Consider the following 23,464-nt stretch of genomic DNA (forward strand, 5'->3'; position numbering starts at 1 on the left):
AACACTATCCTTTCAGGGTTTATAATCGGTTAATCGCTGGGTATCAGTTATAACTATTTGATAAATATATTTTTAATATAAAAATGTTATTCTGTTTGAATAAAAGTATCACAAAATGATCTGGGTTTTGCGTAGTTTTCCACTGTTTTTTACGCTTGTAAATGGTTAACTTATCGGCATGTCGAAAGGGAGTAATTGCTATGAAAGTTGACTGGCTTTTCAAAAACGTCACGGTGATCGACGGGAGCGGCGGGCCGCAATACCGTGCCGATGTGGCGGTGAAGGGCGACCGAATAATCGCTATCGCCCCGGCGCTGGACGTCGCGGCGGAGCAGGAAATTGAAGGCCAGGGGCGGGTACTGGCGCCGGGCTTTATTGATGTGCATACCCATGATGATATCAACGTTATCCGCATGCCGGAGTACTTGCCGAAGCTCAGCCAGGGGGTGACGACGGTGATCGTCGGCAACTGCGGGATTAGCGCGGCGACCGCTACCATGCGCGGCGAAGTGCCGGACCCGATGAATCTCCTCGGCGAGCTGCAGCACTTTATCTATCCCACCGTGGAGGCTTATGCCCATGCGGTGGAAGCGGCGCGGCCGTCGCTGAATGTCGGCACGCTAATCGGTCACACCGCGCTGCGCAATAACCATATGGACGATCTGTTTCGTCCGGCGAACGAGACGGAAATCGCCGGCATGCGCGTACAGCTACGCGATGCGCTGCGCCAGGGGGCGTTAGGTCTCAGTACCGGGCTGGCCTATGCCAGCGCCTTCCAGTCGACTACCGAAGAGGTGATGGCGCTGGCGGAAGAGCTGGCAGCCGGGAAGGGCGTCTATACCACCCATTTACGCTCGGAGTTCGAGCCGATTCTCGAGGCGCTGGACGAAGCCTTCCGCATCGGCCGCCACGGCAACGTGCCGGTGGTGGTTTCGCACCACAAGTGCGCCGGGGCGAAAAACTGGGGGCGTACCAAAGAGACGCTGGCGTTTTTCGATGAGATGCGCCAGCAGCAGGATATCGCCTGCGACTGTTATCCCTACTCCGCCAGCTCGTCGACGCTGGATATGAAACAGGTGACCGACGAGTTTGATATCGTGATCACCTGGTCCGAAGCGCAGCCGGAACAGGCCGGGAAAACGTTGCAGCAGATCGCCGATGAGTGGCAGGTGAGCCTGCACGACGCCGCGGCGCGGCTGATGCCGGCGGGCGCTATCTACTACAACATGGATGAGCAGGACGTACGGCGAGTGATGCGCTATCCGGTCACCATGATTGGCTCTGACGGGCTACCGAACGATCCGATGCCGCATCCGCGCCTGTGGGGCGCCTTCCCGCGGGTACTCGGCCACTATAGCCGCGACGAGCAGCTATTCCCGCTGACTACCGCGGTACACAAGATGACCGGGCTGTCGGCGGCGCGCTTCCAGTTGGCGGATCGCGGGCTGGTGAAAATTGGCTACTTCGCCGACCTGGTGCTGTTTGACCCGCAGACGGTGCGCGATGTCGCCAGTTTCTCCGACCCGAAACGACCGGCGGACGGCATTGAGGCGGTGATGGTCAACGGCGTGATGAGCTACGGCAGTGATAAGAAAATTACCGGGCGGGCAGGGCGTTTCCTGCGCCGTCGGATGGACTAAGGAGTTGAGTATGAGTATCAAACGTTATGGCGTAGAAGGCGGTACCGGCACCGGCGGTCAGCATCTGCCGTTTGCCCGCGCGGTGGAAGCCGGCGGCTGGCTATATGTCTCCGGGCAGACGCCGATGAAAAATGGCGAAGTCGTAGAAGGCGGCATCGTCGAACAATCGCGGCTGGCGATCCAGAACTGCGTCGACATCATGAGCGAAGCCGGCTACGGCCTGGCGGACGTGGTACACGTCAAAGTGATCCTCACCGACGCGCGCTATTTCCAGTCGTTCAATAAGGTATTTCGCGAGTTCTTTGGCGATAATCCACCAGCGCGCATTTGCTGCGTGGCGGACCTGGTGGTGGATTGCAAAGTTGAAGTGGATGTGACCTGTTTTAACGCTGCGCGACAATAACGCTCGAAACCTAAAAATAAATCCCTCCCTTCCGGGAGGGAGCATCAAAAAAGTGTGATATCGGCACCAGAGTGAATAAATAAATCGGTGCCACTGGGTTCGCTATGCCTTTTTTCAGGCATGGTTCCTGTTAACTCATAATATTCAGCGGCACGAATATTATTTATTACGTCTGGATGTGAGCCATGAATAATATGTCATTTATGATTTGGTTTTCCGTTTATGCCTGCGCGATGATTACCTTAGGTTGGTACGTTTCGCGCAAACAGAAAACCGGCGAAGACTTTTTACTTGGCGGCCGTTCGCTGCCGATGATCCTCACTCTCGGCTCGACGGTCGGCACCATGGTGGGCACCGGCTCCAGCGTCGGCGCCGTCGGCTTTGGCTACAGCAACGGCTGGGCCGGGATGCTTTACGGCCTCGGCGGCGCGGTGGGGATTCTGCTGGTGGCATGGTTATTCGCTCCGGTACGCAAACTTCGCTTCATGACCATGAGTGAAGAAATGTCGTATTACACCGGCGGCAGTAAAATAATTAAAAACCTCGTCGCGATACTTATTTTTATTGCTTCTATCGGCTGGCTGGGGGCGCATATATTAGGTGGCGGATTATATCTGGCGTGGGCCAGCGGCATTGATATTAATGTCGCAAAAATTATTATTGCGCTGGCTTTTGTGGTTTATGTCGGTATTGGCGGCTATTCCGCGGTGGTGTGGATCGATACCATTCAATCGATTGTACTGTTCGTCGGCTTTATTTTAATGGCGGTGCTGGCGGTTCATCACGTTGGCGGCTGGAGCCATATTCAGCAGGCCGTCGATCCGGCGGCGCAAAGCTTGTTCGCGGTCGATAAATTAGGCGTGTTGCCGGCGCTATCATTGGCGATGGTGATCGGCGTCGGCGTGCTGGCGACGCCTTCTTATCGCCAGCGTATTTACTCGGCGAAGACCGTCTCCTCGGTGCGCCAGTCCTTTACCATTACCGGCCTGCTGTATCTGGGCTTCTCCTTCCTGCCGGCGATCATCGGTATGGCGGTATGGACCATGAACCCGCAGTTGGAAAACAGCGGCTTCGCTTTCTTGTTTGCCACTCAGGTGCTGCCGCCGGTGCTGGCGATGGCGATCCTGATTGCCGGGATGTCGGCCAATATGTCTTCCGGTAGCTCTGATGCCATCGCCGCGGTGTCCATTATGCTGCGCGACCTCTACACCCTGGTGACCGGCCATATGCCCGCGCCGGAGAAAGCGATTCGCCTGTCGCGGATCTTCCTGGTTCTGGTGATTGCGCTGGCGCTGCTGTTTGCGCTGACCTCCAACGACATCATCAGCTATATCACCAAAATGATCTCGATGATTATGTCCGGCATGTTTATCTGCACCATGCTTGGCCGCTTCTGGAAACGTTTTAACTGGCAGGGCGCGGTCGCCGCGCTGGCCGGCGGCGCCGGGGCATCGGTTGCGGTGCTGGTAGATAGCGACTGGTTGGCTTTCTGGGGCAACCCGTGTATTCCGGCGGTACTGACGAGCCTGGTGGCTTCGGTTGTGGTGACGTTACTGACCCCGGCCAGCAGCATGAGCCGCGAGCAGGCGCTGGAGATGATTACCCGCGAGCGTGAAAGCCGCCCAACGCCGCCGCCGCTGCCGATTGGCAAACGTCATACCTCACGCGGGTAAGGGGCAATCATGAACGAGTATATTGCCGTCGATTGGGGCTCTACGCAGCTGCGGGCATGGCGGATGCGTGATGGCGAATGCATCGACAAGCTGAAGCTGCCCAGCGGCGTCACGCGTCTGAACGGGCAGCGCGCCGAAGCGGTATTTCAGCAGCAGTTGGCGCCGTGGCGCGGCGACCCCGCGCTGCCGGTGGTGATGGCGGGGATGATCGGCAGCGATGCCGGTTGGCAACCGGTGCCTTATCTGGCCTGCCCGCTGGCGCTGGAGGCGCTCAACGGTCAGTTACATGAGGTGGCGGAAAACGTGTGGATCGTGCCGGGGCTGAAAGTGGCGCAGGCCGCAGATTACGATGTGATGCGCGGTGAAGAAACGCAGCTGCTGGGCGCCTGGCAACGGATGCCCGCGGAGTGTTACGTGATGCCCGGCACCCACTGTAAATGGGTGCAGGTGCAGAACGGCGTGGTGCGCCAGTTCGCCACGGCGATGACCGGCGAACTGCATCACCTGCTGCTTAATCATTCGCTGCTCGGTCAGCAACTGCCTGTACAACAACCTGATGACGCCGCTTTCGCTCTCGGTATGGAAAAAGGGCTAAATCAGCCGGCGTTATTGTCCGGGCTTTTTAGCGCCCGCGCCGCGCGGGTGTTAGGGGCGCTGGCGGCGACTTCGGTGAGCGATTATCTCTCCGGGCTGTTGATTGGCGCGGAGGTGGCGACCTTTGGCGAGCGCTATCGCGCCAGCCGCGTGGTGCTGGTTGGTGAGCACTCGCTTAGTGCCCGTTATCAGCAGGCGATGGCGGCGCGAGGGTTGACCGTTTCCTGTTGCTCCGGCGAGGCGGCGTTTCTTTCGGGTATAGCGAGGATGATTGATGGACAAGGTTAAACTGGTGGCGATTTTACGCGGTATTCAGCCCGGTGAGGCGGCGGAGCATATCGCCGCGCTTATCGATGCAGGTTTTCGCTATATTGAAATTCCGCTTAACTCGCCGGACTGGCAGCAGAGTATTCCGGCGATGGTGCGCCAGTTTGGCGAACGGTCGGTGATTGGCGCGGGGACGGTGCTGAAGGTTGAGCAGGTTGATTTTCTGGCTGAAGCCGGGGCGAAGCTTATCGTGACGCCCAATACGGCCCCGGCGGTGATCCGCCGCGCGGTAGAAAAGGGGATGCTGGTGTGCGCCGGCTGTGCCACAGCCTCTGAGGCGTTTAGCGCGCTGGATGCCGGGGCGCAATGGCTGAAAATCTTTCCGTCATCGGCATTCGGCCCGGACTATATCCGCGCGCTGAAAGCGGTGTTGCCGCCGGAGGTGCCGGTGCTGGCGGTCGGCGGCGTGACGCCGGAAAACCTGCACAGCTGGCGTCAGGCGGGCTGCGCGGGGGCGGGGTTAGGCAGCGATCTCTACCGCGCCGGGCAGCCGTTGGCGCGTACCCGCCAGCAGGCGCAACGCTTTATCGCCGCCTGCGGCGATTAATCGCCGAGCGGCAGTCGGTCGACGCCGTCGCGGTGGTCGTCGAGCGCCAGCTTAATGCGGCGCAGACGGTCTTTCGCCTGCGGTTTATTGGCCATCGCCAGCTCGGTGGCCAGCACATCCACCATCGCCAGCATCGCATAGCGTGAAGCGCTGGGCTTAAAGATATAGTCGTTTTCGCTCACCAGCAGCGGCAGCAATAAATCTGCCTGCGCCGCCAGCGGCGTTTCCGGCGGGGTAATGGCGACAATTTTCGCCCCGTATTGCCGGGCGATGGCGGCGCTTTCAATCATCTCTTTGGTATAGCCGCCGAGCGACAGCACAATCACCACATCTTTCGCCGTCACCGCCGAACTCATCATGCGTACCAGAAGGCCGTCGCTCTGGCTGACTACCGGCAACCCGAGGCGGAACAGGCGATACTGGATCTCCTGCGCGCAGATGGTCGAACCGCCGCCCATACCCAGCGCAAGCACCTGACGGGCGTCGCTAATCCATTCCACCGCGCGTTTCAGCGCCGCAAGATCCAGCGCCCGGCGGTTGGTTTCCAGCACGCTGATGATTGATTCATAAATTCCCTGTACGCCTTCCAGATCCGGCACATCGAGAATAAAGCGCTGACCAATGGCCAGCGACTGGGCGAGCTTCATTTTCAGTTCGCGTACGTCTTTACAGCCCAGCGCACGCGCAAAGCGCGTCACCGATGCCTGGCTGGTGTCGGTCAGGCGCGCCAGTTCGGCAATCGGCATTGCCGCCGCGGCGGCGACGTCGTCGAGAATAAACTGCGCAATTCGCTTTTCGGTCGCGGTCAGCGCCATAAAGCGGTCGGTGATGCAGGAGATGATATCGATCGAGTAGGCCATTCCGGGTATCAGGTTATGTATTGGGAATGGTACTTTGTACCATATACCGGTGACAAAATCAGCGCGGCGCCTCTCGCGGCGCTAAAAATCAAGGCGCATCGCGCAGCGGGTTTCCGCCGTCAGGCCATGCTCCGTTTCCAGCGCGCGTTTCGCCGCCAGCCCTTCGGGTAGGCGCAGTTCATTGAGGATGGTGAAGCCCAGTCGGGTATAAAAGGGCGCGTTCCACGGCACCTCGCGAAAGGTGGTGAGCGTCACCGCCGGGAAGCCGTCGCGGCGGGCGTTGTCGATAGTTTGGCTAAGCAGGGCGCGGCCAATACCCTGGCCCTGCCACTGCTGGTGGACGGAGATTTCTACAATAAATAGGGCATCGTCCAGCGGCTCGCTCAGCAGGAAACCAACGGGCCTGTCGTCAGCAAGCGCCAGCAGGCTATGGCCGGTTTCCAGGTATTGCCGGTGCTGTTCAACGCTCATTACCGGGCTTTCCGCCAGCCAGGCGAAAGCGGGAATGCGCGCAAAGGATTGTGCCGCCGAACACTCCAGCGCGGGCAGCAGCGGCAGATCGCCTTCTTCGGTCAGGCGAAAAGTGAAAGTGGGGTTTATAGTGTTAGTTTTCATCGCCTCAGCATAGCAGCCTCAGGGAGAAATGCATGGAGTTCACCGCCGTTCCTGCCGTCCAGTTTAGCGGCGCGCAGTTGACTACGATTTTGAATGACTGCTTTGCCGATTATCTGGTGCCGGTATCGATGTCGGTAGATCTGTTTGTACAGCGCTTTAGCGCCGAAGGGTTAAACCTGTTGCAGTCTAAGGTGTGGCTGGCAGGAGATGAACCGGCGGCTATCGGGCTCATCGCCCGCCGCGGGCGCGATGCGCGACTGGCGGCTTTTGCTATTCATCCCGGATTTCGCGGCAAAGGACGAGGGCGACAATTGATGACCTCGCTTATCGCCGATTTACGGGTTCAGGGCGTACAGCGAATGTGGCTGGAGGTAATCCGCGATAACCACCGGGCGGTGGCGCTGTATCAGTCATTGGGCTTTGCGGTGCGTCACGGGCTGTGCGGCTATCTCAGCGAGACGCAAGCGGAGCCGCGTGAGTCTCCCCTGGAGGATTACGATTTGCTGAGTCTGCTGCGTCATGCAAGCCTGGAGCAGGAAGGGCAACTGCCGTGGCTGCTGGATCCACTGACCTTTATTACCTTGCCATGTCGGGCGTTGACGCTGCAGCAGCAGGCCTTCGCCGTGCTGGCAACCACTGCCAGCAAGCCGCAGCTGCAGTTTTTATGGCTGACGCCGGCGGCGCGCGGACGCGGGCTGGGGCGGGAAATGCTGATCGCGCTGGCTCAACAGTTTCCGGGATTAAGCACTTCGGTGACCATCCCGGAAACCTTCACGCCGCTGTTTAAATCGGCGGGTTATGCGCCGCTGGCGCTGCAGCAGTACGAGATGTGCCTGCGCTTGAACTAGCCCGGCGCAGACGCCGGGCCGTAGGTGTTAACCTTCGCGACCGACGATTTTAATATCCACCATGCCAATGCCCAACTGGCGCGGCGCGTGGCCGACAATATTGCCTTCGTTGGTGGACTGCGGCTCCGGCGGAGTGATAGTTAAGGTGTTGCTGCGCGCCGGATTGTCGAAATGCAGCGTCGTCGTAGTCACTTCATTGGCTAAAGTAAGTACTTGCTCACTTTTCCCGACGCGCACCGGTATTGGCTGGTTGGCGTTCGGGCCGAAGGCCTTGGCGGTGATCACCAGATCGAATTTTTCCGGCAGCGGTTCTTTATATTCAATCTTCACTTCGTCACCGAGCTGGGCGTTGGACCAGCGTCCCCACAGCTCAGGCCGCGAGATGCCGCTGAACTGTTTGACCTCCTCCGGCGCGCCGGCGACATTAAACACAAAGCTATCGGCTTTATAGCGAATATCATTATCGACAATTTTCAACGTATCGACGTTGCCTTTGTAGCGCTCCATATCGATAACGGTATCTTTGAAGGCGGTTTTGCCCTGCCATTGCGGCTTGTCGACGTGCTGTACCTGCTGTTCGCCGCCCAGCTGACCTTGCGAGACGCACCAGTCGGTGGACAGCGCCAGTTCCGGCCGCCACAGTTGGCCCATCTTGTAGCAGCGGTCGACCCATACGAAATTGTCGCGTGGGGCGAAGTCCGCCAACTGGAAGCGCAGCGGCGCGGAATACTCGCTTTCCGGAATCGGCTCGACGCGCTGATCCGAGACCCGTAGCAGCAGCGGCAGACGGAAATGGCTACCGGAGAATGAGATCATGTTCTTCTGCGAGTCGATGCTGAAGCTCTTAATCTCCTTCGGGAAATTCCACAGACGAATGACGTCCGGTTTCCATGCCAGCACCTTCTCTTTCATGTTCATGAAGATAGTGGAGAGCGATTCTGCGGAAAGGCTGCTGCGGCCAAGGCCGATATAGTTATCGCCGCCGAGAATATCCAGCACCGTCGCGCCGTTATCCATGGTATTACGCTTCACGGCCAGCACATCCTGCTGAGGCTGGTCGCCGCGCAGGATAAAGAACAGATTACTGCGATCCTGTTTGTTCAGATAATCCCAGGCGCTGTTTTTCATCGCCAGATGATCGGACGAGACCACGATGACCGTATTTTTGAAGTACGGCGAGGCCTTAATCTTTTCAATTAGCGCGGCGATGTGCTCCTGGCTACAGGCCACGGCGCTGAAGGAGAGATTCTTTTTGCCATCCATGTCATAGCGTTTACGCTCGCAGGTGCGCGAAATAAAGCCGTCAGGATGGTGGGTATCGACGGTGAGGGCGAACAGCGAAAAGCGTTTGCCGGATTGGGAGAGCTCTTCGAACTTTTTCCACGTTTCGTCGAGCACGGTGTCGTCGTAGAAGCCCCAGTCGTTGCGGTAGGACGGGTCGGCCACCGTCGTTTTCAGCTCTTCCGCACCGTACAGGTGATCGAAACCGTGGGATTTGAGGAAAACGTCTTTACCGGCGAAGCGCAGGTTGGCGCCCTGTACAAAGTAGTTTTCGTAACCGGAATTTTTCAGGATATCGCCGAGACAGATATTTTGCGGGAAGAAGCTGGATACCGCCGCGGAAGCGTTGCCTTCGAACGGCGCGAACAGCGGAATACCACACTGGGAAGCGACCATACCGGCGATGGTGTAATCGGTGCCGGGAAGCTGTGCGGTATTGCTGAAATCCAGTCCTTCGCTTTTGATTTTACCCAGTTCCGGCGTGAGCTCCGGGAAAGCCTCGTTATTGAAATAGGTGCGCTCCAGGCTCTCGCCGTAGATATAGACCAGATTCAGCTGCGGATTGTTGATGCTTTTCGACGGCTCTTTGTAGTAAGCCGTGAAGTCCGGATCGCCGTCGCGGGACTGCGATTTCACGAGTTCGGTGATTTGGCGGAACGCCGGGCTGGCGTCGACGGAGGCCAGCGCCAGTACCAGCGCTATCAGGCTGTAGCCAAAGTGATGCGGATGGTGGCGGCGACGGCGTAATATCCAACCGAGGGCGCCAAATACGGCGACCAGCGCCAGCACCAGACCGATACCCGGCAGAATATATTTACTGACGCCCGCGCCGGTCAGGCTGTTGGTCAGGGTATAGAGTACCGCGTCGTTAATACCGTCGCCGGTGAAGTAGTCGCTGGCGTAGAGGGTGATATTGAGCACAACAAACAGCCCCAGCACCGCAAGAGTGGCAGAGAACCACCAGGTATTGCGACCGGCTTTCCAGGCATAGATCACCACCGAGGCGAGAAACAAGGCGATGGATAACAACTCTGACACAGCTAACCCTCATGTGCGCCAGCGGCGGGCTGGCCGGATAGATCGATTTTCACGCTACACTGTAATGGCAGCGTCTTTCTGCTGCAATTGTAGTGTCATGAAAGTGTGCTGTGATTCAGAATTGGTTTAGAAAGCGTCTTTTTTGTACGATGTCTCATCCTGTCGTCACGGGGAAAACAGGAGCAGAAAAGTAAAAATAGCGATTGCGGCCGCGCTGGCGACGCTAAAGCGCCAAACGCGGCATCGGCGGGGAAAATTAAGACAGGAAGTTAACGCCCTGTTTCAGTACCAGGTCACAGGCCTTAGTCTTCACTCTTTCAGCCAGCGGGCTGCTGCCCAGGGTGTTCAGATTCAACTGCTGGCCGTTATTACTGCTCAGCAATCCCTGTAGCCCTTCCAGATAACCGGTATCCTGTTTCTGTTTCTCCGGCGTGCTCAGGCCAAGCTTATCCAGTACCTGGTTTTTCACGTTGTCGGCGTTGGTGACCGAGGTCAGTTTTTTTTGCGCGCAATAAGAGAGAACGCCGGCGGCATTGTTCATGCTGCTGGAGGTGAGCGCCTGGTTGCCGCCGTTGAGCAGGCTGGTTAAGGACGACATCGACATACCGCCGCCGCTTTGCTGGGAACTGCTGCTGAGCTGGCTGGCGGCGCTATTGAGTGAGTCCTGCCAGGAGGCGGCGTAGGTGGGGGCCGCCATCAACGCGCCGGCTGCGATAGCGGCGCAAAAAGCTGTCTGCAAAGATTTCATAAACGTACTCTTCGTCGTTACTTAAGAATCTCTTCAGTATAACGCCGCTTGAGCTCGGAAATCTCTCAATACTCTTTACCGGTAACGCGATCGCGGTAGCTATCCCAGGTGAAGTTTACCCACAGGCTATTACCAAGGCGCATGCGATCCATGACGCGTTCGCCGAGCAGTTTGTTCATTTCATCCATGGTACTGTTGGTCAGCATGCCGGTCGGGCGTTTCGAGGAGGAGCGACGATCGACAATCTGGTTGATAATCACTTTCTCGTAGCGCGATTCGGTTTGCATACCGATTTCGTCGATAACCAGCAGATCGACCCGGCTCAGGTCGCTTAGCAATTGCTCTTCGCTGGTTTCCCGATTACCAAAGGTATCTTTCATCGCCGACATAATATCGGCGACGGTGATGATTAATACCGATTTACCGCGCAGCAGCAGCTCGTTGCAGATAGCGGCGGCAAGATGATTTTTACCGGTGCCCGGCTTGCCGGAGAAGATAAAGCTCGCAATATTGCCGTCAAACTCTTCAACGTACTGGCGGGCGCGGGATAGGGCTATCATCTGCCCGTCGTTTTCGACCCGGTAATTATCAAATGAACAGTTCTGATGTAATGGACGGATCCCGGAGCGATTAAAGGTGCGCTGCATTTTCATCGCCCGATTTTCCCGCTCCAGCGCCTCTGAACGCAGCTTACCTTGCTCTTTTTGCCAGGCCAACAGCTCTTCGCCGGTTTTAAACGCCGGTTGCACGTGGGCTGGCATCATTTTTTGCAGGCGCTTCATGAGATCGCCAACGTTTTTCATGCTCATCCTCGGAAACCTCGCGGGATCTGGTTATCGGGTTCGCTAATGGTGTTCACATCGCGCTTCGGCTGCCCGCCGTTGCTGGCGCGGCCGATTTGCACGCTACGCGCCAGCTTTTGCTGCCACTGCACGTGGTGGAAAACTTTGCCTTCCGCCTGCCAGTAGGCGACAAAGGCAGCCAGTTCTTCAGGGGTGACCGGCTGCGTCAGGGCGATGCCCCACAGCGCCGCCAGACGCTGAAAATCGGTATCCGGCTGCCAGCCGGCATACATGGCGAATTTCCCCATCGGCACGGCGACGGGCGCGGCGCTCGGCTCGTCAAAGAACTGCGCATCCAGCGCGATATCGCTGGTGGGGCGCGCCAGTTTCGCTTCCAGTTCCAGCAACTGCGCCAGGCGCTCCGGCGTCAGCGCGTAAAACGCCGGGGCGTTATTGGCAAACACGGCGACGGCGCCGCTGGCTGATTTTTGCAGCCTGGCCGCGTGGTTCTCGACGAAATCGTCAAGACCGCAAAAGTCGGTGGTTAAAATTCGTGAAGACATAACGCTATCTCAACTCTGAACAGCAAAGAGTGGGGGAATTGCTGACATAGTAGCATAGTGCGAGGCCAGGAAGCAGCGCTGCCGGTTATACGCGCGGGCGTTTGCGATAGAGCCACAAACCGGGAATAGATAGCCCGATAGAGAGCGCCCCGACGATGGAGGAGGCTTTTAAAAAGTTGCTCAACAGCATAATCATCATCTCTTCGGAGTAACCAAAATGGCTGATTTTAACGGCCGAGATCATCGCCGTATAAGCCGAAATCCCAGGGAACATCGGGATCACTGCGGCGACGGTAAATATCTTCGGGTGCGCCAGATACCAGCGCGACCATTGAATGCCGATACTGCCAACCAGTAACGCGGCGAGAAAGGTCGCCCATTCTATATTGAAGCCTGCGCTCATCATTATCATCCGCGAGCCGTGGCCGATAGCCCCCAGTAACGCGCACCAGCGCAGCGCGCGCTGTGGAACGTTGAAGACCATCGCAAAGCCGACGGCAGGGATGGCCGCCAGCGCCATATCCTGCGCCAGGTCGAAAAGATAAGAGATTATGCCCATCCGCGTAGCCCCCACACGGTCATTGCCATCACCACCCCAATACAGGTCGCCAGCGTCAGCAGGCTGGCGATCGCCCAGCGGGCCAGCCCGGTATTAATATGGCCCTTAAACATATCGGCCACGGCGTTAATTAACGGAAAGCCGGGAACCAGCAACAGCACGCTGGCGGCCATGGCGATAGTCGGCGTGTCGCTAAAGGCCGGCAGACGCAGCATCAGCCCGGAAATCGTGGTAGCGACGAAGGCGGTAATGCAGAAATTAATCTGCGGATGCATGGAACGGTGGGTCAGCAGCTGGCGAATATACATGGCGACGGTGCTGGCAAAGAAGGTCACCACCGCGCCATCCCAGCCGCCGTTGTTCAATTTACAAAAGCAGGCGCAGGAGAGGCCAACCATCAATACCAGCAGCCAACGCGGGTAGCGCAAGGGTTTGATCTGCGAAAAGCGCTTCTCGACATCTTTGTAATCCAACAGCTTATGTTCGGCCATGATCACGATATGCTGTACCTCCGTCACCACGTGCATGTTAATTCCGCGATCGCTGTTTTTGCGGGTGGAAGTCAGGCATTCACCATTTTTAATCGTGGTGAGCACAATCGCGTTAGAGGAGATGGCGCTCTCAACGCTATCCATACCTAACGCTCGCCCGAGGCGGGTAGAAAGCTCCTCAACCAGCGCGCTTTCCGCACCGTGCTGGAGTAAGTAAAGGGCACACTGGATGCACAACCGGGTGACGGCGCGCTGCTCTGATTTATCTGCCTGCATAAGTACCTGCTGTCCGCGTCTCTATTAATACTTGTACCTGAACTCCATCCCGTTGTGCGGCGTGCCGGATCAAACAATGTGCAAAAATTGCTCCATCAATGGCGTTGGCTGAAATTTGAACCGCGCCACACTTTCACCACTTCGTTGGAAAGTGCAATTTTTACCGCCATTCATCCCTTCTTTTTCCCGTTTGAGTTATCAAAAATGCATCTGTGAACTTTTAATAAACAAAAAACAAACAAATAATTAACTTTCGAGAGCGAGTTCCCTATGAGAACACAGGTTGCCATTATTGGCGCGGGCCCTTCGGGGCTGCTGTTAGGCCAACTGCTGCATAACGCTGGTATTCATACCGTCATCCTTGAGCGTCAGAGTGCGGAATATGTGCTGGGGCGCATCCGCGCGGGGATACTTGAAAACGGTACCGTCGAACTACTGCGTGAAGCGGGGGTAGCGAAGCGCATGGACGCGGAAGGGCTGGTTCATCATGGCGTGGAGTTTTTATTTGAAGGCCAGCGGGTACCGGTACCGCTCAGCGAGTTGACCGGCGGTAAAAGCGTGATGGTTTACGGTCAGACTGAAGTCACCCGTGACCTGATGGCGGCAAGACGCGACAGCGGCGCGGCGATTATCTATGGCGTTAGCGAGGTGGCAATCGAGGATGTTAAGAGCGACCGGCCGGTAGTCTCCTACGTGAGCGGCGGCGAAAAGTGTCGACTGGAGTGTGACTTTATTGCCGGTTGCGATGGTTTCCACGGCGTTTCGCGGCAAAGTATTCCACGTGACATTCTCAAAGAGTATGAAAGCGTGTGGCCGTTTGGTTGGTTAGGTTTGCTGGCGGATACACCGCCGGTGAATCCGGAGCTGATTTACGCTCATCACGAACGCGGATTTGTATTGTGTAGTCAGCGCTCACTCACCCGCAGCCGCTATTACCTGCAGGTGCCGCTAAGCGATAGCGTCTCGGCGTGGTCTGATGAACGCTTCTGGGATGAGCTAAAACGCCGCCTGCCGGAGGATCTTGCAAATAAGTTAGTAACTGGTCACTCACTTGAGAAGAGCATTGCGCCGCTGCGCAGTTATGTCGTTGAGCCGATGCAGTACGGCAGACTGTTTCTGGTCGGCGACGCCGCGCATATCGTGCCGCCAACCGGCGCAAAGGGGCTGAATCTGGCGGCGTCGGATGTCAATTATTTATGGCGGATCCTGCGCGAATATTATCACCATGGCCGCGCGGATCTTATTGCCAGCTATTCGCGCTTTGCTCTCGACCGCGTGTGGAAAGGAGAAAGATTCAGTTGGTTTATGACTCGCCTGTTGCACGACTTTCCTGAACAGAATGAATTCGATAAAAAAATGCAGGCCGCCGACCGCCGCTACTATCTGGGTTCTCGAGCCGGGCTAACGACCATTGCCGAAAATTATGTGGGGCTGCCGATGGAGCGCGTCACGTAACGACAAACGAAAACTGGAGAGACCATGTTAACCGCGAACACGATTCCCGTTTTTACCCTGTATGGCGAAGAGCGCGGTTGGCCGACGCCGGATCTGCTGCATTGCGAATCCATTTTGCAGCGCAGCAGCCTTTATGAGTGGCATATCCGCGTACATCAACATGCCGAAATGGTGCAGCTTTTATATCTGCATAAGGGGCGCGCTGAAATTGAAATCGAAGGCGTCACCAGGGTGATGACCGAAGCCTGTATACAGGTCGTGCCGGCATTATGTATTCATGGCTTTCGTTTCTCGCCCGGCACGCAAGGGTTTGTCCTGTCGCTGTCGCAGCCGTTGCTGAGCCGCTTTGAAAGCCAGTTTGGGCGCACGCTTGATGTGCTATCGCAGCCGCAGTGCGTGGCGGTGAAACGCTCCCGCGGCCATATTCGTTCGTTGTTTACCGCCTTACGTGAAGAATATTGCGAAGAGCATGATGCGCGCGAAATGATGCTCCATTCGCTGCTGGGAGCGCTATTAGTATGGTTAAACCGCCAGTGCCGGCCGACACCCGTGACAGAAGACAAAGCCGAACGTAAGCGCAGCGTCATGCGCCATTTTTCCCGTCTGATTGAAAGCCACTACCGGGAACATCTGCCGCTGGCTGAATATGCAAAGCTAGTGGGGCTTTCCGCAACGCATTTAAATTATTTGTGTCGTGAATTTCATGGCTGCAGCGCATTAGGCGTATTACATCAACGTTTAATGTTGGAAGCGCGGCGTAACCTGCAATATACCAGCATGACTATCACCCAACTTTCTGATTATTTGGGGTTTACTGATGCTGCTTATTTTTCGAGATTCTTTCGACGATATAGTGGGGTCTCACCGAAAGCATTTAGGAAAGAAATTAAATAAATTATTTATTTAATTCTTAAGGTAATTTTTCTAATGAGGCTTTTAATTTTTTCTAATTTATTGATGGCATCATTTTGTGTTAGGGTAAATCGTTGGTGAGAGTAATGCAAAAATATCCCTCACGGTTATGGAATTAACTTCAGGGCATACGTCATGCCCACCAGGGACGATAAAGATTCAATTGGCGAAATAATATTATAGTAGCCATTCATCCGTTATTTATTTCGGGTGTGAATCTTTGACAGGAGGTGGAGGTTTTATGTTGCCAGGACAAGGTAAATTTGGCGTCATCATTAGTAGAATACCGGTTATGCAATCGGGTTTGAAGGCTATTTTAAGGGAGCATCTCCCTGATTACGATCTGAGTTTCTGTGCTTCACAGGATGAACTCACGCTGCTTCAGCTTCGCCGCGCCGTGCTGGTTCTCGTCGACCTCTCCGGTCACATTGAACGCCCGCGAGATATTTGTGAGCATTATTATTCGTTAATGAATCAATACCGGGATATTCACTGGATCTTTATGGTTGGTCACTCCTGCTTCCCACTGGCAGTTGAGTTTCTGATGCGGCCGGAAAGTTCTCTGATTTCTGATAGCGAGCCGGTCAAACGTTTCATTGAGGTTATCCGAGCTGGTAAAGCTTCTGCCGAAAGAATTAGCCAGACACTCTTTTCACCCGAGATGGACAACTTAGGTGATGATGCTAGCGATACGGTCATCTTAACCTTTTCAGAGCGCAAAGTGTTGCGGCTACTGGCAAAAGGGTGGGGAATTAACCAGATTGCTGCCTTGTTGAAAAAAAGCAATAAAACGATAAGCGCGCAGAAAAATAGCGCCATGCGCCGACTTTCGTTACGCAGTAATGCAGAAATGTATGCCTGGATCAATAGCGCTCAAGGAATGAAGGAACTGAATCTGTATTCAGCCTATGGAGATAACACGGAATGGAAAAAAATCTCACAACACGATGTGTCGCTATCGTAGAAAAATGCGCAATGACTGAGATGGCGCTTCGTTATATTTTAGATAATGAAGCAGGCAAAAAATATAGCATTCATTTTTATAAAGATACTCAGGCCTTAAAGCGTGAATTCGCTTCCAAAAACTTTATCGCCGTTATTTTTTCTCTTTCCGGTAGCCGACGTATTCGTCTGGAAAGCCTGCTTTTTTTACATGAAATAGCGCAAACGCGACCCGAAATACAGCGAATTGTACTGGCGGATAATACGGCGGAAATGCGTCTGATCAGTCATCTGACACCTTCAAGCCCGCAAACTATTCTGAATAAATCATCTTGCCTTACTCGTCTGCAGGAACGTTTACTGCAGCTGATCGAGCAGGCGCCATTGGATAAAGAAAGCATTCTGGAGCGCAGCTACAGCTCCTGTGGGCAAATTCTTAGCCCGACGGAGCATACGATACTGCGTTATATGACCTATGGCTATTCATTGCCCGAAATTGCCACCCAGCTTGATAGAAATATCAAAACTATTCGCGCACATAAATTTAACGCGATGACCAAACTGGGCGTTAACTCTGATATTGGCCTGCTTAGCGCGGCGGACATTCTGCTGTGTCTGCCGGCGAATAACGACGATGGGCCAGGAATGTGCCTGGCGCAATAACCGGCAAGTTACAGGCAGACGTCCACCCAATCGGCTTCTGTCAGTTGTGCCATGCGCTCAGGCGAAATTCGTACCGCACTATGAATTGCCCCTGCTGCCGGTAGAACTTCGGCATACTGCTTGAGTGAAACATCGCAATAGACCGGCAGAGGGTTTTCCAGGCCAAACGGACAGACGCCGCCAACGGGGTGGCCGGTTAGCGTAACGACTTCATCACTGCTGAGCATCCGCGCTTTTGCCCCGAAGGCGTCTTTCAGCTTCTTATTATCAAGGCGAGCATCGCCTTTAGCGACGATCAATATAACCCGTTCTTTTACCTTTAAGGATAAAGTCTTAGCGATTTGCCCCGGCTCGACACGATGCGCGGCGGCGGCAAGCGCAACGGTCGCCGTACTTTGATTCAACTCGATGATTTCAATATCGGGGGCATGCTCAGCAAAAAACTGCCTCACGGACTGCAGACTCATGGGGTTCTCCTGGTAGTTATCCGCTTAAATCTGTCACAAGGCCGGAAATCTGTAAATATTGTCGATGGATAATCAGGAATTATTCTGATTTCTGGATCTTCTTCACAATCGCCGCAACCGGTTACTGTAACCGGTTGCAGGTTCGCGCTCGTCGATGAATACTGACATGGTAACTCCCTGTACCAAAGATAACTAACAGCCGCGCATGAGATGCTCCTGCTGGCATTATGGCAACCGTCAGTCCCGGTCAGCCACAATCCGTCTGCAGTTAATTTCAGCATAGCGGCAAGATTACCGTTGTTGGTCCTGTTTCGATAGCCTGTCAGGAGGGCTGCTATGTCTGCAAACCATGCTGCGTTTAATCTGATATTTCGCTTTGTAGAGAACTATATAAGTCCCGTTGCCGGGCGCATTTCATCGCAGCGCCACGTCATGGCTATTCGTGACGGATTTATCTCGGCCATGCCGTTTATGATTGTAGGCTCCTTTCTCTTGGTCTTCGCCTATCCGCCGTTTTCACCGGATACCACCTGGGGCTTCGCCCGCGCCTGGCTGGATTTGGCCAAAGAGTTCGAAGGACGCATTCTGACGCCTTTTGATATGACCATGGGCATCATGTCTATTTATATCTGCGCGGCGATTTCCTACAACCTGGGCAAACATTATGAAAAGGCGTACCAGCTCGATCCTTTCATGTGCGCCATGCTGTCGATCATGGCCTTTCTACTGATCGCTGCGCCAAAAACCAATGGCAGTCTGCCGGTTGATAGCCTGGGAGGTACCGGGATCTTTACCGCGATCCTGGTGGCGATTTACTGTGTTGAGATGATGCGTTTCTTAAGGGCGCACAACATCGGGATCCGCCTGCCGGATCAAGTGCCGCCGATGATCAAAAACTCTTTCGATCTGTTGATCCCGGTTCTGGTGGTGGTACTGACGCTCTATCCTCTGAGCTTGTTTATCCAGCATCATTTCGACCTGCTGATCCCGCAGGCCATTATGGCTATCTTTAAGCCGCTGGTATCCGCCGCGGATTCATTACCGGCTATTCTGCTGGCAGTGTTGATTGGCCACCTGCTGTGGTTCGCAGGGATTCACGGGGCGGCGATTGTTTCCGGTATGCTGCAGATGTTCTGGCTCACTAATCTGGGGATGAACCAGCAGGCTCTGGCGCAGGGCGCGCCGCTGCCGCATATTTTCATGGAAGCATTCTGGACGTTCTTTATTGTCGTAGGCGGTTCTGGCGCCACGATGGGCTTGGTGTTCTGTTATCTACGCAGTCGTTCTGCGCATTTGCGCTCTATTGGTCGTTTAAGCGTGGTGCCAAGCCTGTTTAACATTAACGAGCCGGTTATCTTCGGTACGCCTATCGTCATGAACCCGGTATTCTTTATTCCGTTCCTGCTGGCGCCGATGGTTAACGCGGTGATTGCCTGGGCGGCCATGAAGTTGGATCTGATAGGCCGAGTTATCTCTGTCGTACCGTGGACGGCGCCGGCGCCGATTGGCGGCGCATGGGCTCTGGGATGGGATTTCCGCGCGGCGATCCTGGTCGTTATTCTTGCCTGCGTATCGGCAATCATCTACTTCCCGTTCTTTAAGGTGTACGAAAAGCAACTGCTGGCGCAGGAAGCTGAAGAGGCGCAGCGCGCCGAGCAGGAGAACGAGCAGACCGCATAAAATAACAACGGGCGGCATATTGCCGCCCGTCAGATGATTACTTTAACGTGCAGTCGCCGCATTGCTGAACGTCCGGCAGGCGATAACGTTGACAGCAAGTTCGGCGTACCAGTAGCCCTTCGCGCACGACTACCGTCCGCCACAGCGGATTATCCTCGCCACTGGCCTGTTGTTTTGCAAAAAAACAGTGTTGACGTAGCGCGTTAACCTGCTCGTCGCCAAGCAGATTTTTCATTTCACCAAGATACCAGTTAATCAAATAGCCGGTATTGCTCCAGATAAGCTTACCGTTAATGTCGCCGGTAGCTTCCAGCGCTTCCACCACCGGCTTCAGGGCTTTATTGACCAACATATCCATACGCGCTTGCGCGGAAAGCATTAGCGCATCATGGTCGGCATGCACGTCAATCCAGAAGCAAGCCGCGCGCCCGCTTTCATGGAACTCAACGCGAAAATGCTCCGGTTCAAGGCTAATAGCTTGTTCTTCTGTTAGTAACGCCAGCATCAGCGGCGGTACCAGCAGGCCGATATACCACTGCGCCCACAGTGACAGCAGGGGTTTTTGTTCACGCGGCTGGCCGGGCTGATGGCGATAAATATGATCGGAATAGGTGGCCAACAACGAAATGAGGGTAGTGGGTTGCGACCATTCCGCGAGGGTCAGGGTAAGCGGCGGCGCTTCTTCATCCAGACGCAGGAAATCCAGCAGATGCGGGCGTACCGCCGCGATCTTTTCCCGTATCGCATTCGCCAAAGCGTGCTCGACGGGCGCAAGCGGCGCACGCCAAATAATATCATCGCTGAAGGAGAAGGTACGGTAAGCCATCAGATTTCCAGATACAAATCTAAATGATAATGATTGCTGATACTAGTTGTTCACCGCAGGGAGCGCAAGCGATTTGTCAGCGCTGCGTATCCCTCGCGGCGGGCTGGAAGCATTAGTTGACGAGAATGATATTACGCCCCTGATTTTTGGCTTCATATAGCGCGCTATCGGCGCGTTTTATCGCACTGTCGATATCGCCATCCACCAGCGGGGTCATACCGATACTGATGGTGACATTGGTAGCGACGCTCTCGTTAAAACGATGCGCGATTTTTAAATCGTAAACCCGCTGGCGAATGCGTTCTGCCGTCTGGAAGGCGGTTTCCGCCGTGCTACTGGTCAGCACGACCATGAACTCTTCACCGCCAAAGCGAGCGACGATATCGCGTGAGCGCACGGAATTACGAATCGCCGCCGATACCTGGATTAACGCCTGGTCGCCCATCATATGGCCATAGTTATCGTTGTAGGCTTTGAAATGGTCAATATCCAACAGCAGGATGAAATGTTCGCGCGAATCCACTGCCAGGATGTTATCCATCCGGTTTTGCAAGCCGCGACGGTTATAAAGACCGGTCAAAGGATCAAGCATACTGAGATCGTTCAGGGTGTTACGCTCTTGCAGCAATTTATCCATTAGCCCTTGGGTAAAATTATCGCTGCGCTTTTGCATAATGTTTTGCAACGTAATCCCGGCAACAGGCAGGACAAAGCAGTAAAACATCCGCAGCCATTGCTCACCGCCAGCCAGCGCCAGACACACCATAAAAGTCGGTAGAGAATGTAGAGTAAAGGCGATGATATTGTTAGAAAAAGCGATAGTTCCAATAAACAGGATGCTTAATAAGGCAATAACCAGAAAGTTAAAATGCGGAGGGGGTAACAATGAGGATTTTATTACGATGTGCCAGGCCCATAGCACGCCAAATAACAGAGAAATAACAGGAATATTTATTTTCTGTTTTGGGAATTTCCAATTCCATAACAATAAGCCCAGGCTGGCCGCACAGATCAGAGCACTCGGCAATGTGACGGTGACAATGGTAAACAGCGGGCTGAACAGCGCCAGAGCAGCAGAAACACAATTAAGTAATAAAAAAAGTCGTAAGGAATACTGATATTTTTGCTCATAATGAGCCCGCCAGGTTTGTGCAGTCATATAGGTACTATCATTATTAGTAGTTAAGTTTCAAGATGATGGCTGCCAAAGGGGGAAAATATAAAACAATGCATAATATAAGGATATCTGCGCAAATGATCAGACAATTTAATATATAGATTTAATTTGCTTAATTTATCATCCCAATGAATGTATGTCATTACCCCTGAGTGCAAGAGTAATAAAAGTTGAACGCCCTGAGATGACAAATGATAAAAATTATCATATGGTATTGGTTATCATTATCGTTGTAAGAGGCAAAACCATGTTGCAGCGAGCTTTAGGGAGTGGTTGGGGAATTCTGCTGCCGGGCGTTCTGGTGATGGTGTTAGGCATGATTGGTCTGCCGGTGGAAGCCTGGCGCGTGATGATTGCTTTGGGGTTATTACTATCGGCGGCTATGATCTGGCACCGTCAGTTGCGTCATTTCGTACTGTTGCCGTCAAGCGTAGCGTTGGTTAGTGGAATAATGCTGATAATGTTGAATTTGAAGCTGATGGGATAAAACAGAGAAGGGTAAGAATATTGGTGCGAGGGGGGGGACTTGAACCCCCACGTCCGTAAGGACACTAACACCTGAAGCTAGCGCGTCTACCAATTCCGCCACCTTCGCACAGTATTCTTAATCTGATATCGCCTCGTTGGTGCGAGGGGGGGGACTTGAACCCCCACGTCCGTAAGAACACTAACACCTGAAGCTAGCGCGTCTACCAATTCCGCCACCTTCGCACAGTGCGAGCGATATCAACGTGGATTATGGTGCGAGGGGGGGGACTTGAACCCCCACGTCCGTAAGGACACTAACACCTGAAGCTAGCGCGTCTACCAATTCCGCCACCTTCGCATACCATCGACACTATAAAAAGTATCGTTACCACGGAGGCGCATTCTAGTGGTTTTCGGCGACACGTCAATAGTTAATTATGCAGGTTTTATCGATTGCTGCAAAAATCGGCTATTCAGAGCGAAGGAAAGTTCCGGCGGCGCATTGGGAGCGCCGCCGGCAAGGATCAATGATTATTTCTTCGCCTGGCGAGTCATCACCGTGCGGTAAACTTTGAAACGGCCGGTTTGGGCGATCACTTCGTGGAAGCCAAACGTCTCATCCAGGACCTGCGGATACGGCAGGAAGGCGTTGGCGACGATACGCAGCTCGCCGCCGCTGTTCAGATGGCGGACCGCGCCGCGGATCAGCGCCTGCGCCGCTTCCAGGCTGGTTTGCAGGCCGTCGTGGAATGGCGGATTTGAGATGATCATGTCAAAACGGCCGCTGACCTCAGAGAAGACGTTGCTGGCAAAGACCTCGCCTTCAAAACCATTCGCGGCAAGCGTCGCGCGGCTGGCTTCAACCGCCGGTGCGCTGACGTCGCATAGCGTCAGGCGTACCTTCGGCGAATGGCTGGCCAGTACCGCGGCCAGCACCCCAGCGCCGCAGCCGACATCAAGCACTTTACCTTTGGTATGCGGTTGCAGGGTTGACAGCAGCAGTTGGCTGCCAACATCAAGGCCGTCGCGGCTGAACACGCCCGGCAGCGTTTTAATGGTCAGGTTATCAAGCGCGTACTCGTTCCAGTACTGTTCGGCGTTGAAGGAGGGCTGTTTTTCCAGACGGCCGTGGTAGAGACCGCAGCGGCGGGCGCTATCCACTTTATTCAGCGGCGCGTATTCGGCGAGCATTTGCTCGGCGCTACGTACGCCGCTGCGGTTTTCGCCGATCACGAAAATATCGATCCCTACCGGCAGCAAAGAGAGCAGGTTCATCAGTTGGAACTGCGCTTCCGGCTTGTTCTTCGGCCAGTAGTAGATCAGGGTGTCGCAATCGGCGACGTCGGCGGCCTCGGCCACTAAGCTAAAGCGAACGTTGTCGCCCATCTGGCGATTCAGGACCTGCCAGTGGTGGAATTGTTGGGTGTGAGCGCGGCTGGCCGCGGTATCCAGACGTGCAGGCAGGTCATCCTGCAGGTCACCGGCAAACAGAACGCGGGCGGACTCGAAATCATCACTGTGGCGCAGCAAGACTTCACTTGCCGGGGTAAAAGCTGACATGAAACACTCCTTCAATAAGACTGGCGCCGATTATAGTAGTTTGTTGGCGCAGATACGACGGATTTGCTA

25 protein-coding genes and 3 tRNA genes are annotated in these 23,464 nt (G+C 54.7%); 12 read left to right on the forward strand and 16 right to left on the reverse strand.

The window, feature by feature from the left end:
- Positions 1-43: 43 nt before the first annotated feature.
- Positions 44-223, reverse strand: a complete 180-nt coding sequence (locus PGR10_RS18120) for a hypothetical protein (protein ID WP_430923896.1) — start codon at positions 221-223, stop codon at positions 44-46.
- Here PGR10_RS18120 and PGR10_RS18125 point away from each other — a divergent pair.
- The 5 genes from PGR10_RS18125 (at position 201) to PGR10_RS18145 (ending at position 5,184) form a co-directional block, all read left to right on the forward strand.
- Positions 201-1,640, forward strand: coding sequence for an N-acyl-D-amino-acid deacylase family protein (locus tag PGR10_RS18125; RefSeq protein ID WP_271031598.1), 1,440 nt, complete (start codon positions 201-203; stop codon positions 1,638-1,640). The genes PGR10_RS18120 and PGR10_RS18125 overlap by 23 nt on opposite strands.
- Positions 1,641-1,650: 10 nt before the next feature.
- A complete protein-coding gene (locus tag PGR10_RS18130) occupies positions 1,651-2,043 on the forward strand; it encodes a RidA family protein (protein WP_015368415.1) in 393 nt (130 codons plus the stop codon).
- A gap of 185 nt (positions 2,044-2,228) precedes the next feature.
- Positions 2,229-3,716 (forward strand): sodium:solute symporter family protein, encoded by a 1,488-nt coding sequence (locus PGR10_RS18135; protein WP_015368414.1) that lies wholly within the window; start codon positions 2,229-2,231, stop codon positions 3,714-3,716.
- Positions 3,717-3,725: 9 nt separating this feature from the next.
- Positions 3,726-4,598: a 2-dehydro-3-deoxygalactonokinase gene (locus tag PGR10_RS18140; RefSeq protein WP_430923897.1), complete on the forward strand. Its 873-nt coding sequence runs from the start codon at positions 3,726-3,728 to the stop codon at positions 4,596-4,598.
- On the forward strand, positions 4,585-5,184 hold the full coding sequence (locus tag PGR10_RS18145; protein ID WP_032713256.1) for a 2-dehydro-3-deoxy-6-phosphogalactonate aldolase: 600 nt from the start codon (positions 4,585-4,587) through the stop codon (positions 5,182-5,184). Before PGR10_RS18140 ends, PGR10_RS18145 begins: the two co-directional genes overlap by 14 nt.
- Here PGR10_RS18145 and PGR10_RS18150 read toward each other — a convergent pair.
- Both PGR10_RS18150 and PGR10_RS18155 read right to left on the reverse strand, forming a co-directional pair.
- On the reverse strand, positions 5,181-6,044 hold the full coding sequence (locus tag PGR10_RS18150; protein WP_430923898.1) for a MurR/RpiR family transcriptional regulator: 864 nt from the start codon (positions 6,042-6,044) through the stop codon (positions 5,181-5,183). The two genes, PGR10_RS18145 and PGR10_RS18150, sit on opposite strands and share 4 nt — an antisense overlap.
- Before the next feature lie 81 nt (positions 6,045-6,125).
- The gene (locus PGR10_RS18155) at positions 6,126-6,659 is read right to left on the reverse strand and encodes a GNAT family N-acetyltransferase (protein WP_430923899.1); all 534 of its coding nucleotides are present in this window, start codon (positions 6,657-6,659) and stop codon (positions 6,126-6,128) included.
- 32 nt (positions 6,660-6,691) lie between these two features.
- Here PGR10_RS18155 and PGR10_RS18160 point away from each other — a divergent pair, with 32 nt between their 5' ends.
- Positions 6,692-7,507, forward strand: a complete 816-nt coding sequence (locus PGR10_RS18160; protein WP_213317825.1) for a GNAT family N-acetyltransferase — start codon at positions 6,692-6,694, stop codon at positions 7,505-7,507.
- A 27-nt stretch (positions 7,508-7,534) separates the two neighbouring features.
- On the opposite strand, the gene opgB is transcribed toward PGR10_RS18160, so the two are convergent.
- The 6 genes from opgB to PGR10_RS18190 form a co-directional block, all read right to left on the reverse strand.
- Positions 7,535-9,826, reverse strand: a complete 2,292-nt coding sequence (opgB, locus tag PGR10_RS18165; RefSeq protein ID WP_213317826.1) for a phosphatidylglycerol--membrane-oligosaccharide glycerophosphotransferase — start codon at positions 9,824-9,826, stop codon at positions 7,535-7,537.
- A 256-nt stretch (positions 9,827-10,082) separates the two neighbouring features.
- Entirely contained in the window at positions 10,083-10,574 is a 492-nt protein-coding gene (locus PGR10_RS18170; protein WP_430923900.1) for a DUF2501 domain-containing protein, read from the reverse strand.
- A gap of 65 nt (positions 10,575-10,639) precedes the next feature.
- Positions 10,640-11,377, reverse strand: coding sequence for a DNA replication protein DnaC (dnaC, locus tag PGR10_RS18175; RefSeq protein WP_026612409.1), 738 nt, complete (start codon positions 11,375-11,377; stop codon positions 10,640-10,642).
- Positions 11,378-11,379: 2 nt separating this feature from the next.
- The gene (dnaT, locus tag PGR10_RS18180) at positions 11,380-11,919 is read right to left on the reverse strand and encodes a primosomal protein DnaT (protein WP_087858226.1); all 540 of its coding nucleotides are present in this window, start codon (positions 11,917-11,919) and stop codon (positions 11,380-11,382) included.
- 85 nt (positions 11,920-12,004) lie between these two features.
- Complete coding sequence (locus PGR10_RS18185) at positions 12,005-12,478, reverse strand: threonine/serine exporter (protein WP_348854255.1); 474 nt, start codon at positions 12,476-12,478, stop codon at positions 12,005-12,007.
- A complete protein-coding gene (locus PGR10_RS18190; RefSeq protein WP_087858225.1) occupies positions 12,469-13,245 on the reverse strand; it encodes a threonine/serine ThrE exporter family protein in 777 nt (258 codons plus the stop codon). The genes PGR10_RS18185 and PGR10_RS18190 overlap by 10 nt, the downstream gene beginning before the upstream one ends.
- 270 nt (positions 13,246-13,515) lie before the next feature.
- On the opposite strand from PGR10_RS18190, the gene pobA reads away from it, so the two are divergent.
- The 4 genes from pobA to bglJ all read left to right on the forward strand — a co-directional run bounded on the left by pobA (position 13,516) and on the right by bglJ (position 17,217).
- Positions 13,516-14,700 (forward strand): 4-hydroxybenzoate 3-monooxygenase, encoded by a 1,185-nt coding sequence (gene pobA / locus PGR10_RS18195; RefSeq protein ID WP_213794989.1) that lies wholly within the window; start codon positions 13,516-13,518, stop codon positions 14,698-14,700.
- Positions 14,701-14,724: 24 nt separating this feature from the next.
- Positions 14,725-15,594: a helix-turn-helix domain-containing protein gene (locus PGR10_RS18200; protein WP_087858223.1), complete on the forward strand. Its 870-nt coding sequence runs from the start codon at positions 14,725-14,727 to the stop codon at positions 15,592-15,594.
- Positions 15,595-15,853: 259 nt separating this feature from the next.
- Positions 15,854-16,576 (forward strand): helix-turn-helix transcriptional regulator, encoded by a 723-nt coding sequence (locus tag PGR10_RS18205; protein WP_271031590.1) that lies wholly within the window; start codon positions 15,854-15,856, stop codon positions 16,574-16,576.
- A complete protein-coding gene (gene bglJ, locus PGR10_RS18210) occupies positions 16,537-17,217 on the forward strand; it encodes a DNA-binding transcriptional activator BglJ (protein ID WP_228306553.1) in 681 nt (226 codons plus the stop codon). The genes PGR10_RS18205 and bglJ overlap by 40 nt, the downstream gene beginning before the upstream one ends.
- Before the next feature lie 8 nt (positions 17,218-17,225).
- On the opposite strand, the gene PGR10_RS18215 is transcribed toward bglJ, so the two are convergent.
- Positions 17,226-17,684, reverse strand: coding sequence for a YbaK/EbsC family protein (locus PGR10_RS18215; RefSeq protein WP_087858220.1), 459 nt, complete (start codon positions 17,682-17,684; stop codon positions 17,226-17,228).
- Between the two features lie 336 nt (positions 17,685-18,020).
- Between PGR10_RS18215 and PGR10_RS18220 the strand changes: the two genes are divergently transcribed.
- Complete coding sequence (locus PGR10_RS18220; RefSeq protein ID WP_113374547.1) at positions 18,021-19,364, forward strand: PTS sugar transporter subunit IIC; 1,344 nt, start codon at positions 18,021-18,023, stop codon at positions 19,362-19,364.
- Positions 19,365-19,401: 37 nt separating this feature from the next.
- Here PGR10_RS18220 and fhuF read toward each other — a convergent pair whose 3' ends face one another.
- Entirely contained in the window at positions 19,402-20,190 is a 789-nt protein-coding gene (gene fhuF, locus PGR10_RS18225; protein WP_087858218.1) for a siderophore-iron reductase FhuF, read from the reverse strand.
- Between the two features lie 112 nt (positions 20,191-20,302).
- Positions 20,303-21,349 carry a GGDEF domain-containing protein gene (locus PGR10_RS18230; protein ID WP_113374549.1) on the reverse strand — a complete coding sequence of 349 codons (1,047 nt, stop codon included), beginning with the start codon at positions 21,347-21,349 and terminating at the stop codon, positions 20,303-20,305.
- Positions 21,350-21,614: 265 nt separating this feature from the next.
- On the opposite strand from PGR10_RS18230, the gene PGR10_RS18235 reads away from it, so the two are divergent.
- Complete coding sequence (locus PGR10_RS18235; protein ID WP_123273287.1) at positions 21,615-21,854, forward strand: DUF1435 domain-containing protein; 240 nt, start codon at positions 21,615-21,617, stop codon at positions 21,852-21,854.
- A gap of 21 nt (positions 21,855-21,875) precedes the next feature.
- On the opposite strand, the gene PGR10_RS18240 is transcribed toward PGR10_RS18235, so the two are convergent.
- The 4 genes from PGR10_RS18240 to rsmC form a co-directional block, all read right to left on the reverse strand.
- Positions 21,876-21,962, reverse strand: a tRNA-Leu gene (locus tag PGR10_RS18240).
- A gap of 29 nt (positions 21,963-21,991) precedes the next feature.
- Positions 21,992-22,078: transfer RNA gene (locus tag PGR10_RS18245), tRNA-Leu, on the reverse strand.
- 28 nt (positions 22,079-22,106) lie between these two features.
- Positions 22,107-22,193 (reverse strand) — tRNA-Leu (locus PGR10_RS18250).
- Positions 22,194-22,366: 173 nt separating this feature from the next.
- The gene (gene rsmC / locus PGR10_RS18255; RefSeq protein WP_087858215.1) at positions 22,367-23,395 is read right to left on the reverse strand and encodes a 16S rRNA (guanine(1207)-N(2))-methyltransferase RsmC; all 1,029 of its coding nucleotides are present in this window, start codon (positions 23,393-23,395) and stop codon (positions 22,367-22,369) included.
- Positions 23,396-23,464: the final 69 nt, after the last annotated feature.

Source organism: Klebsiella sp. 141198, from assembly GCF_050600785.1.
GTDB lineage: Bacteria > Pseudomonadota > Gammaproteobacteria > Enterobacterales > Enterobacteriaceae > Klebsiella > Klebsiella aerogenes.